Genomic DNA, 15,626 nt, shown 5'->3' on the forward strand with positions numbered 1-15,626 from the left:
TCATTATCCCCACGTGCCGTTGCTTGTCCGCGGTATCCAGTTCCGTAGCCCGCAAGGAGACCGCAGGTCGTATTGCGGGATGTCACGTCAACACCATGCCCGGGTCAAGAGATGGTGAACTCGCATTGCGGTTTCGCCTTCAAGGGCGGCTATTCGGAGCCTGGAGGAAAAACCGCTTCCATAAATAATAAACAGCCGGGATAACCATTAAAGCTAATAATGTGGCGCTGATCATGCCTCCCACCATGGGCGCCGCTATCCGGCGCATGACTTCGGAGCCGGTACCATGCCCCAGCATGATGGGTAACAAACCGGCAATGATAGCCGAGACCGTCATGATGATGGGACGAACACGCAACAAGGCGCCTTTAATAATGGCTTCCCTGAGCAACTCCTTCGTTAAAGGCTGTTGGCTGCTTGCAGCGGAATCGATCGTCTCTCGCCAGGCTTGATTCAAGTACACCAGCATGACCACACCGATTTCAACCGCCACGCCGGCCAGCGCGATAAATCCCACGCCAACAGCAACCGATAAATTATATTCCAGGAGATAGAGCAACCAGATCCCCCCTGTCAGCGCCAACGGCAGCGTGAGTAAAATCACACACATTTCCCCCAGATGCCTGAAATTCAGGTACAACAGCAACATGATAATAACCAGCGTCAATGGCCCTACCATCATAAGCCGCTCTTTCGCCCGCTGCATGTATTCATACTGCCCCGACCAAATCAGATTGTATCCGGTCGGAAGATTCAGATGTTTTGCCAAAGCCGCCTTGGCCTGCCGCATGTAAGTGCCCACATCCACCTGATCATCAATATCGACCAACACCCAGCCTGTCAGCCTGGCATTTTCACTTTTAATCACAGGAGGTCCGTTCGCGACATAGATAGTGGCAACATCCGTCAATGGAATATGCGCACCGGTCGGCGTCACTACAGGTAACATTTTGATTTTATTTACGGAATCCCTGTCTGTTTGCGGATAACGCAGGTTAACCGGATAACGCTCCCGGCCTTCTATGGTTTCGGTAATATTCATCCCGCCGATGGCGGTGCTGACGACCTCCTGAATGTCTTTAATATTCAGATTAAAACGCGCTGCCGCCTTGCGGTTTATATCAATGTTAATATATCGGCCTCCCACAGCGCGATCGGCATAGACGGACACGGTTCCTGGAATATTCTTCAACACCGCTTCCAGTTTTGTACCGATTTTTTGAATTTCACCCAGAGAGGGGCCGGTAATTTTGATACCCACCGGCGTTTTAATGCCAGTCGCCAGCATATCAATGCGGGTCTTAATGGGCATGACCCAGGCATTTGTCACCCCGGGCAGACGAACCACGCGATTGAGCTCTTCCTTAAGTTTTTCAGGCGTCATATTCTTGCGCCACTGACTTCGCGGTTTTAACTGAATAACTGTTTCAATCATCGTTAAAGGCGCCGGATCGGTAGCCGTCTCGGCACGACCTGCCTTACCGAACACGCGCTCGACCTCCGGAAAGGTTTTAATCAGTTTATCCGTTTGCTGTAATATCTGGCGGGCTTTACCAATCGATATCCCCGGTAACGTGGTAGGCATGTACATCCAGTCGCCCTCATCCAGGGTCGGCATGAATTCAGAGCCAAGACGTGAATAAGGCCAGTAACTCAGTGCCACAATGATAAGTACCATGACAATCATAAACCCCGGCATGCGCAAAATACCATTAATGACCGGTCTGTATACGGCTATCAGTACCCGGTTTACCGGATTTTTATGCTCCGGCAGAATTTTTCCACGAATAAAATACCCCATAAGAACCGGTACCAGCGTAATCGACAGGATGGCGGCGGCGGCCATGGCGTAGGTTTTGGTATAGGCCAAAGGAGAAAACATTCGGCCTTCCTGAGCCTGCAGGGTAAACACCGGCAGAAAACTCAAGGTAATAATCAGCAACGAGAAAAACAGGGGTGGACCCACTTCTATCGTGGCATCGCGAATCACCTGCCAGCGATTATCGGCGTGGACCGTAGTTTTTTCCATATGTTTGTGAACGTTTTCGATCATCACGATGGCGGCGTCAACCATTGCCCCAATGGCAATAGCTATCCCTCCCAATGACATGATATTGGCATTAATTCCTTGCCAGTACATGACAAGAAAGGCAGCGAGAATCCCGATTGGCAGACTGATGACAATAATTAAAGACGAACGGAGATGAAATAAAAACAAAAAACAGACCAGAATAACAATGACGGTTTCCTCAACCAGCTTGGACTGCAAGGTCTTAATCGCCCGGTCAATCAACGAGGAGCGATCATAGGTTTCAACCAATTGCACACCGGCCGGAAGACTTTGCCTGATCGCGGCCAGTTTTTTCTTAATGCCCGCGATGGTTTCAAGCGCGTTTTCTCCCATACGCATCACAATCACACCACCCACGACCTCACCTTGGCCATTCAATTCCGCCACGCCCCGGCGCATTTGAGGGCCTGATTTGATTTGGGCGACACTTGACAATAAAACTGGGGTTCCATTTTCAGTAATTCCCAGGGGGATCTGTTCCAGAGCTTTTATAGATTGAATATAACCGCTTGCCCGTACCATATATTCCCCTTCCCCCATTTCAATCACCGAACCGCCCACCTCGCTATTGGCGTTTTGAATGGCTTTTTTGACTCGTTGCAGGCTGATGCCATAGGCTCGAAGACGATTGGGATCGAGAATCACCTGATATTGCCTGACCATACCACCAATGGTTGCGACCTCAGCCACGCCCGGCACCGTCTGCAACTCGTATTTCAATACCCAGTTTTGTAATGTGGTCAGCTCCGATAAATCATGTTGTCCGGTTTTATCGATCAAGGCGTACTCATAGATCCAGCCGACACCCGTAGCGTCCGGGCCTAATTCCGGCTTAACTCCGACAGGTAACTTACTGGCTACCTGATTCAAATACTCCAGCACCCGGGAACGTGCCCAGTACAGATCGGTACTATCCTGAAAAATAACGTAAACATAGGAGTCTCCAAAAAAAGAATAGGCCCGTACCGTAACAGCGCCAGGAACTGCCAGCATGGCCGTTGCCAGCGGATAGGTCACCTGATCTTCCACAACCTGGGGAGCCTGGCCCGGATAGGAGGTTTTGATGATAACCTGCACATCGGACAAATCCGGCAAAGCGTCAATCGGTGTATTTTTTACAGCATAAATACCGGCAATAATCAGAAACATGGTGCCTGTCAGCACTAAAAAGCGATTATTCAACGACCATTCTATAATCCGGGTGATCATAAGGCGTTTCCTATGGCGATGAGGGTTAGTTTTCGACCATTACATGAATTTTGGTAACCAGATACTGCTTATCGGCGTTCCTGATTAAAACAAAATGAATGGCGTCCCCGGCCTTGACGGTTTGTAAATCGACCCCTTTGTGCACGGCCAGAGTCATAGTCATTTCAGGCATGTCCAGGGAGGGGATGGGCTGATGACGGATGGTAATGCGCCGCCGGCCGATATCCACGTTTTGCACCTTACCCATACCGACAAACTCCTGCGGCACATCGGGCGACTTTGAGCCTGTATTTCCAGCCGGATTCTGATCGCTCATCCTGGAAAGCCCTTCCTTCAGGCTGGATTCCGAATCAATCAGAAATTGAGCCGAGGTGACAATTTTTTCTCCTTCTTTCAACCCTGATAATATCTGGTAATAATTGCCCGACTCAATACCAACCTTGACCGTTTGCGGTTTAAAACGACCCAGGCCCTGGGACAGGACAACCCGATCACCGTCTTGCGTCTGAATCAATGCGGCCCTGGGTATGGCCAGTGCGTTGTTTACCGTTTGGCCGAATATTTTAACATTGGCATACATGTGCGGTTTAATGGTTAAATCCGGATTCGGGAAGACCAGCCGAATGCGTAACGTATGCGTTTTGGCATCCAGTTGCGGATAGACATAATCGACCTTTCCCTGCCAGACTTTTCCCGGAATATAAGGCAAGGTCGCAATCGCGGTCTGATCGGCCCTTACCCAATTGGCCTGTTCTTCAAAGACTTCGGCAATAATCCAGATCCGGCTCAGATCTTCAATCGTCATGATGTCGGTATCCGGTTTCACGAATTTCCCTTCGCGCACATTCAATAGCGAGACAATACCATTGCGGGTTGCATGGATTTTGATGGTATTGGTGACACGCCTTGACCGTTTCAATTGATCAATCTGAGATTGCGCCATTCCCAGTGTGGCCAGTTTTTTCTCCCCGGCCTGAATTAACGGACGATTGTTATTTTTTAAAGCGAGTAATAATTCTTCCTGGGCGTTATTTAAGGTCGGTGAATACAATTCCAGCAATAACTGCCCCTCATGGACATATTCACCCGTCGTTTTCACATTCAGAACTTTCACCCAGCCATCGGTGTAACTGTGGATATGTTCGATGTTGTTTTCATCCACCGTCACATAACCTACGGTATCAATAATGCGTGATAAATCCCTGCGCGCCACATCCGCGGTCTTGACTCCCAGATTGCTTTCCACAGCCGGTGAGATGGTGACCGCGCTCGTATCACTATCATCACCATTCGCGTATACAGGTACCAAATCCATACCCATAGGTGATTTGCCCGGTTTGTCACGTCGATACGAGGGATCCATAGGCGCGACCCAATACAGGATTTTTCTGGTTTGTGACGTTTTAACCGCGGAAACAGAGTCATTATGCCAGTACTGGCCGATCAGCATGCCGGCTATAAAAATCACCATCAGAACAACAATAACACCCATCCATTTTTTCATGTTAACGTCCCTGCAAATAGAGTAACCTGGCGCGAGCAATGTCTCGATTCACTTCCGCTTTAAGTCCGGCCAGTTGGGTATCCAGCTCACGAATGTATGCCCTTGCCAACGTCGGGAAATCCGTCTGGGCGTTTTGATAAGCGGTTCTGGTAGCCTCAGCATATTGTTTTGCCTGGGAAAATAAATGACGCTGATACAACTGCGCGCTTTTCTGTTGCTGCTTCCATGTGGCATAACTTTGCTTCAATAACTCACATAACCGGCGATAATTGCTGATTTGATTCTCCCTGATCGACAGAAGATTCTCCTCACTGGCTTTCAAAACACGATCCTGACGGTTACGGGTAAACAATGGCAAATCCACACCCACTTGTGCTGTCAAAAAATCAGGACGACTACGACCTTCCTCATCCCGGCCTTGCCGGATTCCGTAGGCGACGCCCGCCACAAGTCCGGGTTTGTATTGCTGTTTTGCCAAGTGTACTTTAGCCTGTTCCGCAAGGATTAATGCTTTGTCGGTATTTAAAACAGGATGTTGCTTAATCTTTTCCTGTAACTGACCCGGGGAAGGAGGCGAGGACCAGTCAGGCAGCCGCTGTGGACTCGCCAGCCTGGAATATTTCGGCCCTATCCGGCGACTCAATGCCGCGCGGGCAATTTCTATTTGTTGTTCGATGTCGAGCAGACGGTTATCAAGTTCCGTTAACTCCAGTTGCGCCCGAATGACGTCTTTCTGCTGCGCTTTGTTATTAGCCAGCAACGATTCCGTAACTCGTACCAGATCCCGGAAAATTTTTTTCTGGGCAATAACGATTTGTCTGGCCCGAAGCCCGTAATACAAATTCAACCAGCCAATCCGTACGTCTTGCAGGATCTGCAATCGCATCGTGTGTTGCCGATGAGATTCCGCCGCCGATAAATCCTTATTTTGCAGCGATTGATAATGCAGACTGCGTCCGCGCGGAAAACTTTGCTGCAAGCCGATTTGGATCTGGGTCATCCCCTCCTGGTTAAAGGAAAACGTATTTACCGGGACATTAAGGGTGCCTAGCAAAAGTTTGGGATCCGCAAGCTGACCGGCTGCTATCGCCGATTGCTCAAACGCTCTGGCGGCAGCTTGCAAGGATTTGCTCTCCGGAGCCTGTAACAACGCCTCTCTTTCCGCTTTCTCCAGCGTCAAGGGCATACCGTGGATGGTCTGTCCGATCGACAGCAACAGCAGGCCGTAAACAACCCGGATGAACAGGCTGCGTTGAGGCTTTGGGGAAGGAACAACCGGTAGTTGCGCTTTTCTATCCATAAAAATATTATCGACCAATTAGGCTCTGTGCTCTTATCTCATCCCAAAATTCAAACACCTTTTGCAGCCGGAACAAAATTTTGTTCACGAAACCCAATCATTATAGGCTTGATTGCATGAATGAGTATAGAAACTTTTTTGATCAGGAATTCCAGCAGGACGTTTGTGCCGTGCCACCATTATCAACAGCCGTTCTCGTATTGGCCTGATCGACCGAGAAACTGCTGCAGGTTGTATCACTGGCTTGCGCGCCTGTAGGCGTTGCGGTCAGGGTATAGGTTGTGGGACCCAGATTGGAAATGGTGATGGTATAAAAACCCTGCGTGGACGCATGGGGAAAAGCAGGCATGGCGCCACACGCCTGATTATAGGAAAAATTTTGCGCGTAACACCGCTCCAGAATCACTTGATCAGTCGCAAGAGCAGTCATCGCGTCCGTACGCCGGGATCGCTGCAAATAGCTCAGATAGGACGGGTAAGCGATAGAAGCCAGGATCCCTACTATGACCATGGCGACCAGAAGTTCCGTCAGCGTGAATCCTCTCGTTCCGACACGACTCAATTTATATATACCCGTCATAATATGTCCTTATTCCAGTTGCCACCATCCTATCTTGCGAGGCGTGTTGTTTGTATTAAATATAGTCGTTTGTACCCCACTGGATTGAGTAATCAGCAATACAATGTTGTTAAATGAATTGGGACCCAGAATGGTAGGCGCGTTGGCGAAACTGTTGGATAGTCCGATGCCGACAGGATTAAGGCCATTATACTGATCGCTGGCATCGTATCCGCCATCCCCGTTTATATCTATCCTGGGAAGATTAAAAGCGCCTCCGGTTGCAAAATTAAGCTCCAGCAACATGGAAGAAAACGTGATACCGCAACTCGTGGCCGGCGGTGTGTTCAAAGTCACAATAAACGCCCCGTTAACCAGAGCGGGATTGGTCACAATACGCTGCCCCGCAGTGGGAAGATCGGCATACCATCCTAACTGGGAATTCCAGTTTATGGGATTGGATGTCGCCGTCAGAATAGATGTCGATAAACCGGAGGTCGCGGCACCGACCAGCGTCAAAACCTGTTGCTGCAAATTGCCCCGGTTATACGTGGTACTGGATCCGGGCTTGTCCCAGACCCCGTACACGGTTTGAGTTTGCAGATCCAGCAAATCATTGGGGATCAGAATTTGCCCCGTACCGAACATGACAAACGCCCCCTGGTACCTCGGGTAGTTGGGGTGCAAACTCACCACAGGCGCTGTCGTGATAGGTTGATAGCTGCCTCCTGCATCCGTAGCTTTAAACAACAATCGCACCGTCCATTGGTTAGGATCAGGATTACTGACATCAACGGACCAGAGATTACCCTGTAAATCACCGGCATAGACATGCGTAATCGGATCACTCTGCAATCCGTCTTTATTGGCTACGGTCACGGAAGACAGGCCCTGGGCGTAACTGCTGTTACAGGAGCCGCTGACTGCGGCGCACAGATCTATTTTGCGAATAACAGCCCCGGTTTGCGGATTTATCGCATACAACACGTCTTTATTGCTGGTGCTGTTATAGCCATTGCCAAAAAAAACCGCGAAATTGGCCGGGTTGTCCGACGCACTTCCGATACGGGCAATCTGCGGTTTGCTGTAACTTAATCCCATATCCGCGTCGGTGAATTCCCAAAGCACGGCTGCGGCAAGGTTCGCTTCCGAACTGAATGAGGAAGGATTGGTCACATCCAGGGCGTAAATGCTTTTACCCCCCGCGTTTTCCCCGCCAACCAGAATAGTATGCCAGCTTCCGTCGGAAAATTGCACATCTCCGCTTTGCGGTGAACCGTCCACAAAGAACAGGTGACTTTGATTATATAAAGGCGCGGTCAGATTGAAGAGATTACCAAAGACGCCATTGGGAATGAACGAAAACACTTCCTGACCGGTTGCCGCGTTAAAACCATGCAGCATACCGTCGTTCGCACCCACATAAAGCATGGCTGTTCTATTGACCTGAGCCGTGACGAAACTCTGATAACTGGCCGAATTATAAGGGCCTGCCGGCATCCCGACAAAAACCACCTGACTGTCAATAATATCGCCGAGGATATGAGAACGGTTACGAAAAGTCCCGCCATTGCGCACTTCCAGTGCCGAATTGCCCCGCAAATAATCCAGGCGATTCTCCCCCAACGTATCCGATGGCTGCAATTGCCCTTGCTGGGTGGCATCCAGGCTGGCCCACCGAAAAGGTACGCCCGCACCCGCAGTAGGATTCCAGGTTGCTACAATCCGGTTTGTCGACCATCCCGAGCCTGAGACTTTCGTATCCAGAAGACCTTGAGCGGACCAGATCAGGGTATTGGTGGGAACACCCGTGTCAGGATCCAGAGCTATCGCCTGCAAATTACCCGTCCAATCCTGATAAGGCGTATCACTGGAAACAAAATTGGCCTGATACTCGACGGTACTGCCATTCAAAAAAGTGGAACTAACCGCGGCTGAAGACGTGAAAAACGAACCGTTTTGAATGGAAATCATGATATTGTTCAAATTATTAACCAACGACGCCGAATCAGTCGCCGGATAATAACCTTGCGTGCCTCCAGCTACGGCCATGGCCGTCAGAGTGGCAGCGGCCTGCGGATTAATTGTCGGATCAACCCCCGCGCCCAGACCGATGATATACGTTTCAATATCATTGTTTTTCAGATCGGTAATGACAGAGATGGTATCCGTTAGTGCCTGGGAATTGGTACTGTTTAGGGAGCCGTCGGCATTGAACGTAGCGCTCACGCCATACCCGGCCGCAGCAGCGCTGCCCAACGGCGGCCAGAATCGGCCGTTTAAATCCTGGGTCGGCAAACCATCGGAAATCAGAATGACGTATTTTTTCTGCGGACATCCGTTACCGCTGGTCGGACTCAGGGCAACCAGATAGTTTTGGGCCCTGGTCAACAGCCCCGCAAGAGGCGATTGCACGGCCAACCCTTTAATCTCACTGGTACCGGTACTGTTGGTTTCCGGTTTGAGGTAAGGCAAAAAAGTATTGATCGCATTGTTCACGCTGGTGGTCGTGGGATTGGTTCCGGCAGTAGTCATGGGAACAAGGATATTGCCGCTGGTGGCAGACTGGCTGCTGTAGTAGCCGAACCCCCGCAGTGAGTACATAACCTGCCTGGAAAAAGGCACGAACCCGGCATTGGTAGGCGCCGTGGCAAAACCGCCGATACTGGGCCGTGTACTGCTGTAAGAGATAAGGATATTGCCATTATTATAGTTACTTAAGGAAAAATTGGGAGGAAACGGGGAGGATGGATTGGGGCCGTTATAGGAAACGAATACCCCGGGCAAACCGCTGCCGGCATAGAGTACGTCGTTAATACCCTGATCGTCACTGGACGCTCCAATTTTCATATACTGGTTGGATGACAGCGTCGTTGAGCCGAATAATACAGCCATCGAGGAACAGTTTGAGCTGATAGTACTGGAAGCCGAACCGTAGTTGTAACAGGGATTAACAACGTAGCGATAATTCGGATCAGGAGTATTGGTAAATGAAAAGTCCTCACCGTCAGGGGACATATAATAAACCCAGGTATTATACCGACCCACGCTCGATGTTTGATATACTTCCAGGGCAAAATCGGTGGAAGCCATGTAATTCTCAATGATGGCCTTGACACCGGCCTTCGCCACATTTAACCGGCTGGGGCTGTTATCGACCAGATTCCCGCTTTGTGTAACGGTGTAAGGCGCCTCACCGCTCCCATCCGGTCCTTGCAGAGGCGGCGTGAAATTGGCCGGTACGGTGTAATTAACCGGTGAACTTGAATTGAAAAGCGAACTCAGGGAAGAGGACAGGGAACCGGAGCCCGGCATAATGGCCCCGCTTAATACACCATCCATGGATTGGGAATTTCCTATGGCGATCAACACCTGAGGGTGAATAGGGCTGGACATGATAAGAGGGATCTGGGGGATATTCAGCGGTGGCGGCACCGTGCTTGCCATAACCAGTGAAACAGCCATCAGATTAACGGTCAGCAACACCCCTGCCTTTTTCAAGACCTTGCTGATGTGAATCCGATAGTGTCCTTTCCGGTATATCCTGTTTAAAACGTCCATAATCGCCTCGTAATCCTTACTGGATTTGTATCGTACTTTGTAAAACCACCGCCGTGTTGCTATTGGTTTGTGTTGCCCGCGCCGTAATGCGATAGACATTGGTCGTAACAGCCATACTTTGTCCCGGCATGATTACCGAAGGCAGCTTTTCAATAATAAAATTGGATTGCGCGCCGGAACTCCCCTGAAAACTGGGGATAACCGCCGAAGAGCTGGACCAGTTAACCGTCTTCCACAATGGGGTGGCCGCTTCGTTATAGGTATAAAATCCGGTATCGTTGTTGGCAAAATTCGCCACGTTATAGGTTCCTTTCATCAAATTGTTTATTGCCTCGTTCAAGGTGCCTTCCGCAGTCTGAAACGCAATTTCCGAATTGGTTGCATTCGTTGATATTCGGGTTTGCGTACTGTTTAATGTGGCTTCCGTCAATGCCAGCGTGGTTAACATAAACAGCATGATAAGGGTCATCAGCAAAACAAAACCCCGTTGTCGTTGAGGATTGTTGTGTGGCATGTTCATGATATCGCGTTCCTCAAATGAATAGTCATTTCAAAAACGTGTCGGAGACGATTGTCGGCCGGTACGGTAACGGGAATATTCAAAACGTTATATTGAGTGGGGTTGGTATCGTCATCGCTGCCAGATAACGGTTTTCCCTGTAATATGAATCCAATCCTTATCGAATAAACCTGAGCCCAACTGGTCACGGAACTGGCCGGTACATAGCGGGTTACAATACCGTTGCTACCAATACCATACTGTATTTTCATCAGCTGCACACCCGGAATCATGGGCTCAACAGTCCAGGTCGTTCCAGACAGGGTTGCCCGCATCAACGCGCTTTCACCGCCCGGCCCCTGACCGACAAAAAACGCGGTTTGCCGCAAGGGAACAAATTGCGATCCCACCGGAAAATTAACAGCAAAACTGCTGCTGGCATTATTCATGGTTCCCCCGCCGGCACTATGGTCGATCGTTGTTCCTGTTACACCGGTAATTTTAAATACGGACGTTTTGAGGCAATCGGATATTGCACCGTATCCACCGGAGGTAATGGTCATACCATTGGTGCCTTGAATAGTAAACGTGGAGCTGCCTGGACTAATGGCCGTAACACCAACCGGAAGATCACCATAGGACGCGCCGAGCACAACCAGAACATCGTTGAAACGCTGGACATTGCCCACCAGCGACGCATCCAGAGAAGGTGTCCAGTTGCTGGCTGACGTTGAATTGGACGCGTTATGTTGAGTGATTGCGATACTCGACGTCCCTCCGTCGTAACCCGCGATGGTTGCCTGAGACGTATTGATGGTGCCAAGAGGGGGTGATCCACCGGCGTTTAAATTGGATAAAACCGTTGTAAAGGAGCCGCATCCCATAAATCCGGCACTACGAACCACAGGCGTCAACAAGTTGGCAATAGCGTTTTTGGCGGATTGCATACCCGCTTGCGAGTTCGAGGTTTTATAAAGTCTGGATTGACTGACATAAATAAGCACAATAGCCAGACTCAGCAGCAATCCGACGAACGTTCCCACCATCATTTCGACTATCGAAAAACCTCTGTCCCTGTATCCCTGCCTGTTCATAATTGGCTCTGTATAGTAAGTGACACCAAATTGGCGTTCGCAGCCGGAGCCTCTCCGATTGCTCCCATCTGACTTTGCGCCGGGCTGTCATCCCATTGGAGCGTGACGGTCACCAGCGTATTTCCGGCAGTCCCTGTCGAGGCGGTTGCAATCGAACCGCTGCCGTTGGGTAGTGTCGATACGACTCTGCTTAACCAGTACCATGTGTCAAACGTTGCCAGTTGCTGGGCGTTACAAACGGAACTGTCACAATATACCGCCGGTGTTGTAATAGAACCGGGAGTCCCTGAGGCGGTAATATTGCTAATATTGTAATTACCGTTAATAGCCGCCTGGTAATTAGATCTTATTCGATCAAAAATGCTGGAAACGATTTGATTCGCATGCTGCTTATTATAGCTGGAATTATGGGCTTTGGATGAAAGCATCAGCATGCCGGATATTCCCAAAAGACCGATAGCCATGATAACAACCGCTATCAGGACTTCCAGTAACGTCATGCCTCGCTGCGTTTTTTCCCTAAAGCGCTCTGTCAACATATTACCATTCTCCCTTACGGACAGACCAATGCACTGTTATCCCAGACGGCCTGTCCCGGCACCGAGCCGGATTGAATAAACCCGGTCGCCAAAACCTCTACGGAACGTGCATCAGCACCGCCCCGGCTATCGCATATGGTGAAATTACTTTGAGTTGTCGCTAATCCATGGCTATCAAAAGTCACTTCCGCAGCGGTTGATCCGACGTCCGGACCGTCTGCGGACATTTGACTGGTTTGCAAGAGTGTGGCCGCTCCGGTAGAAGGTTGAGTAATAACAATCCATCCCGCCCCCCAGTCGCCTCCACAATTAGTGCCCCCGGCTCCTACAGGACAGATTTTGATTCTCATAGCCTGACTTAACGCCGCATTTCGCGCGTAATGGAGCGAGTTGACCAATTTGTCGGACGTCGCGGCCAGTTCATTATTCATTATCATGGTGCGGAACGAAGGTATGGCAAACATTACAATCAGACCAAAAATACTCATAGTGACCAATAACTCAACAAGCGTAAACCCCGGGACAAGCGAAGCGAGACGGGATCGGTTGCCTGGAAACCGACCAGGGAAAACAGGTGCAGGCAATAAAAATCTAACAAGTCGGGCTAAAAAACCGGGCCTTATGAGCAAACGAGTTAGCTCGCACAGGGCAAACCACTTACTATTCAACACTCAAATCTCCATATTGCCTTGCCATCCGAAGTATCTTTGTTAATTATAGTATTTATTTTAATCATTTAATGTAATTTTTGACCTATTGGCATTTACATCTTTTTTTCCTGTTATTCAAAACCAATAAGACATATCAGCAAACCCTGCCATCGGCAGCATGTGTAATTTATACACTTCAGGCGGAGTGAATCACCTGGCCGTTTCGTTTATAAACACTTGAATAATCATGCCGGGCTGCCCCATTGGCAACCCGGTAAATCGGCATTGAAATCCTTTTCCATTCAGAAAAAGTTCCGTGTACAGGGTCAGGCATTGAACGTCTGATGATTCTTATTTAAGATGTACATTTCTCATTATGACCAACTACGCCCTTCATGACGAAAGAACTGGATAATTATTTGAACAAAATCGGGGTCGACAAGAAAGAATCGGAGCAATTATCCGGCGGCGAACGAGCCGATTATTTAAAAAAAATCTATGCGGCCCATGTTACAACCTTCCCTTATCATAACTTTAAATTACGTGAAAACAGCCTGCAACACCCTGTTATCCGCCGAAGTTTAACATTATTTGATTACCGTAAGTTGCTCTCTTCACAGCATGGCGGCTATTGTTACCAATCCGCAAAACTTCTGTCCAACATGTTACAGGAACTTGGTTTTACCGTAGCCTGCTGCCCGGCGAAAGTCTTAAATGGCCTTCCTTACAATGCCGAGAAAATCAAGGCGTTACCGCCCACCCATGTTGTGTTACTTGTCTACCTGGAAGATAAACGCTATTTTCTCGATCCGGGCCTGGGCTCTCGTTGTCCGCGCTTCCCCATTCAGGTAACGGGAACTGGAGATGTCATTCAACAGCAACGAGACCGTTTCCGGTTGTATCCCAACGAAGAGGGTTTTTATATTCTGGAGAAATGGCAGAAAGACAACTGGATCACCTTGGTTCAATCACAATTACAGCCAATAGACGATAAAAAGCTACAAAGCAATTTGCTGAAACTGGAAAGATACCCGCTACCCATTCCTATCCGTGATCACAAGGTCGTCGCAAGCCTGCTCACAAACAGCGGCTCCAAATCACTATACTGGGACGCGAATACGGAAACGTTCGTGCTGGCCGTTGAGCAAGACGGGCGCTTTAACAAAACAACGCTTGCCGACTTCACAAAAGCCCGGAACAAACTCGTCAGTGAATTTAATATCACCCATATCGAGGTCAACGCTCTTAAACGTTTTTGCTATCCAAAGCCTCTGCCTTTGCCGGCAGAACCATGGACAGTAGAATTACCGTTGGATCAAAACGAAATGACCAGATTATCCCGTTTTTTATAATTTGGATATTGCAGATACCAATATTACCGGCTAAGGCTCCGATAGTTCTATCCCGTCCTGTTTTCATAAAGTATGTTGAACCTCATGCCGCTGCTCCCCTGTTTCTACAGGGTTTCCGTTCAATTGATTGAAGAATGACAGCGCCGTGTTTTCAGGATATTCCGCAACCGACTTGCGTCGCTCGATAAGCAAGGTTAATTCATCCTTGTTATGCGACTGCGACTTACCCAGCATTTTATCCAGACATATCACATTACCGCAGTCCGGATCGCCTTTGGAGTCATGACCATGGCAATAGCCGATGTGATAACCTTTATGTATCGAGGAACGATTAAGGCTTATATAATCCCGGTTCCATATTAACCGGGTGAGCGCATCGACATGCCTTGACGTTTTATCCCTTGTCGTGTGCATGGCGTGAAATTTCCCGGATAGTTTTCTTCTGCGCAGCAGCGAACTGAATTTTACGTTAATGCGATCAATCGTCTGCGCCAGGGTTACAGGGCTCCCATCATCAAATTCGACGTGCAGGCGTTTTGCAATCCCGGCGATAATACCAATGTCGATGGGCGCATGCGAATAAATGATAATGCCTGTTTCGCCCAGTGAATAATCCAGCGCCTTGTAATGATCAATAAGATAATAAGTAACCCAATCTCGAAATCGTTTCCGCGACAAGGCGAAACGCCCTTTTTCATCCCGCAAATCTTTCTCAAGTAATCGTTGTAAATTGTGTATTGAGGACGTTTGCCCTCTTTTAATCCTGGTACTGGTGTAATACGTATTGCGATAGTTGCCGCCATTTTCGTAAGATTCCAGAAACTCAAAATCATGATTGCCTTCAAGAATGGAATAGGAAATATTTGAACGATGAAGGCGCCTTAAAAGACAAACCGTAAAACCATCATTATTGCCTCTGTCGGACAAAACGTCTCCGAGTAAAAGGATATCGTTTTTTCGCCGGCATTTGGCTTTATGAAGAATGTGGCGGAAGGCGATGATTTGTTTCGCGGTTAATTCATCAACCGGTGTCTGGTATATTTTAATCAAACGCTGGTATTGCTCTTTCGTAATCTCCAAAAAACCAAATTTAACCAGAAGAAATAACAAAAATTGCGCGTTACCATGTATATCCCCTACGATCAATCTTCCCTGGCATCGCGATCGCTTCGGATATTTATCAAGATCAACATCCTTGTTGTATTGTATAAAAGACATGGCTTATTCATCCTGAATTGAAGCTCATTCAAATATAGTATTTTATGCAACCTCTCCTGGAACAACCCAA

General features: G+C 48.8%; 11 protein-coding genes. 1 reads left to right on the plus strand and 10 read right to left on the minus strand.

Annotated features, from left to right (window positions below; translation table 11 throughout):
* Nucleotides 1–139: 139 nt before the first annotated feature.
* The 9 genes from CKW05_RS11770 to CKW05_RS11810 all read right to left on the minus strand — a co-directional run bounded on the left by CKW05_RS11770 (nt 140) and on the right by CKW05_RS11810 (nt 13,007).
* A complete protein-coding gene (locus CKW05_RS11770; protein ID WP_058484648.1) occupies nt 140–3,280 on the minus strand; it encodes an efflux RND transporter permease subunit in 3,141 nt (1,046 codons plus the stop codon).
* A gap of 25 nt (nt 3,281–3,305) precedes the next feature.
* Nucleotides 3,306–4,784: an efflux RND transporter periplasmic adaptor subunit gene (locus CKW05_RS11775; protein WP_058484649.1), complete on the minus strand. Its 1,479-nt coding sequence runs from the start codon at nt 4,782–4,784 to the stop codon at nt 3,306–3,308.
* Nucleotide 4,785: 1 nt separating this feature from the next.
* Entirely contained in the window at nt 4,786–6,102 is a 1,317-nt protein-coding gene (locus tag CKW05_RS11780; protein WP_058484650.1) for a TolC family protein, read from the minus strand.
* 124 nt (nt 6,103–6,226) lie between these two features.
* The gene (locus tag CKW05_RS11785; protein ID WP_058484651.1) at nt 6,227–6,664 is read right to left on the minus strand and encodes a type IV pilin protein; all 438 of its coding nucleotides are present in this window, start codon (nt 6,662–6,664) and stop codon (nt 6,227–6,229) included.
* A 9-nt stretch (nt 6,665–6,673) separates the two neighbouring features.
* Nucleotides 6,674–10,108 (minus strand): pilus assembly protein, encoded by a 3,435-nt coding sequence (locus CKW05_RS11790; protein ID WP_095140741.1) that lies wholly within the window; start codon nt 10,106–10,108, stop codon nt 6,674–6,676.
* 112 nt (nt 10,109–10,220) lie between these two features.
* Nucleotides 10,221–10,724, minus strand: a complete 504-nt coding sequence (locus CKW05_RS11795; RefSeq protein WP_058484653.1) for a pilus assembly PilX family protein — start codon at nt 10,722–10,724, stop codon at nt 10,221–10,223.
* Complete coding sequence (locus tag CKW05_RS11800) at nt 10,721–11,797, minus strand: PilW family protein (RefSeq protein WP_058484654.1); 1,077 nt, start codon at nt 11,795–11,797, stop codon at nt 10,721–10,723. Before CKW05_RS11800 ends, CKW05_RS11795 begins: the two co-directional genes overlap by 4 nt.
* Nucleotides 11,794–12,336 carry a type IV pilus modification protein PilV gene (pilV, locus tag CKW05_RS11805; protein ID WP_058484655.1) on the minus strand — a complete coding sequence of 181 codons (543 nt, stop codon included), beginning with the start codon at nt 12,334–12,336 and terminating at the stop codon, nt 11,794–11,796. The genes CKW05_RS11800 and pilV overlap by 4 nt, the downstream gene beginning before the upstream one ends.
* A gap of 14 nt (nt 12,337–12,350) precedes the next feature.
* On the minus strand, nt 12,351–13,007 hold the full coding sequence (locus tag CKW05_RS11810) for a GspH/FimT family pseudopilin (protein ID WP_231950471.1): 657 nt from the start codon (nt 13,005–13,007) through the stop codon (nt 12,351–12,353).
* A 374-nt stretch (nt 13,008–13,381) separates the two neighbouring features.
* On the opposite strand from CKW05_RS11810, the gene CKW05_RS11815 reads away from it, so the two are divergent.
* The gene (locus CKW05_RS11815) at nt 13,382–14,338 is read left to right on the plus strand and encodes an arylamine N-acetyltransferase family protein (protein WP_058484657.1); all 957 of its coding nucleotides are present in this window, start codon (nt 13,382–13,384) and stop codon (nt 14,336–14,338) included.
* A gap of 63 nt (nt 14,339–14,401) precedes the next feature.
* Here the strand turns inward: CKW05_RS11815 and CKW05_RS11820 are convergent, their stop codons facing one another.
* Nucleotides 14,402–15,556, minus strand: coding sequence for a metallophosphoesterase (locus CKW05_RS11820; protein ID WP_058484658.1), 1,155 nt, complete (start codon nt 15,554–15,556; stop codon nt 14,402–14,404).
* Nucleotides 15,557–15,626: the final 70 nt, after the last annotated feature.

Origin of the sequence: Legionella spiritensis, assembly GCF_900186965.1 — a bacterium.
In the GTDB taxonomy this organism is placed as follows: domain Bacteria; phylum Pseudomonadota; class Gammaproteobacteria; order Legionellales; family Legionellaceae; genus Legionella_C; species Legionella_C spiritensis.

Excerpts from the sequence above, each read along its gene's own strand:
- pilV (WP_058484655.1), bottom strand. The coding sequence starts at position 12,336 with ATGTTGACAGAGCGCTTTAGGGAAAAAACGCAGCGAGGCATGACGTTA.
- CKW05_RS11820 (WP_058484658.1), bottom strand. The coding sequence starts at position 15,556 with ATGTCTTTTATACAATACAACAAGGATGTTGATCTTGATAAATATCCG.
- CKW05_RS11815 (WP_058484657.1), top strand. The coding sequence starts at position 13,382 with ATGACGAAAGAACTGGATAATTATTTGAACAAAATCGGGGTCGACAAG.
- CKW05_RS11795 (WP_058484653.1), bottom strand. The coding sequence starts at position 10,724 with ATGAACATGCCACACAACAATCCTCAACGACAACGGGGTTTTGTTTTG.
- CKW05_RS11770 (WP_058484648.1), bottom strand. The coding sequence starts at position 3,280 with ATGATCACCCGGATTATAGAATGGTCGTTGAATAATCGCTTTTTAGTG.
- CKW05_RS11775 (WP_058484649.1), bottom strand. The coding sequence starts at position 4,784 with ATGAAAAAATGGATGGGTGTTATTGTTGTTCTGATGGTGATTTTTATA.
- CKW05_RS11800 (WP_058484654.1), bottom strand. The coding sequence starts at position 11,797 with ATGAACAGGCAGGGATACAGGGACAGAGGTTTTTCGATAGTCGAAATG.
- CKW05_RS11790 (WP_095140741.1), bottom strand. The coding sequence starts at position 10,108 with ATGGCTGTTTCACTGGTTATGGCAAGCACGGTGCCGCCACCGCTGAAT.
- CKW05_RS11785 (WP_058484651.1), bottom strand. The coding sequence starts at position 6,664 with ATGACGGGTATATATAAATTGAGTCGTGTCGGAACGAGAGGATTCACG.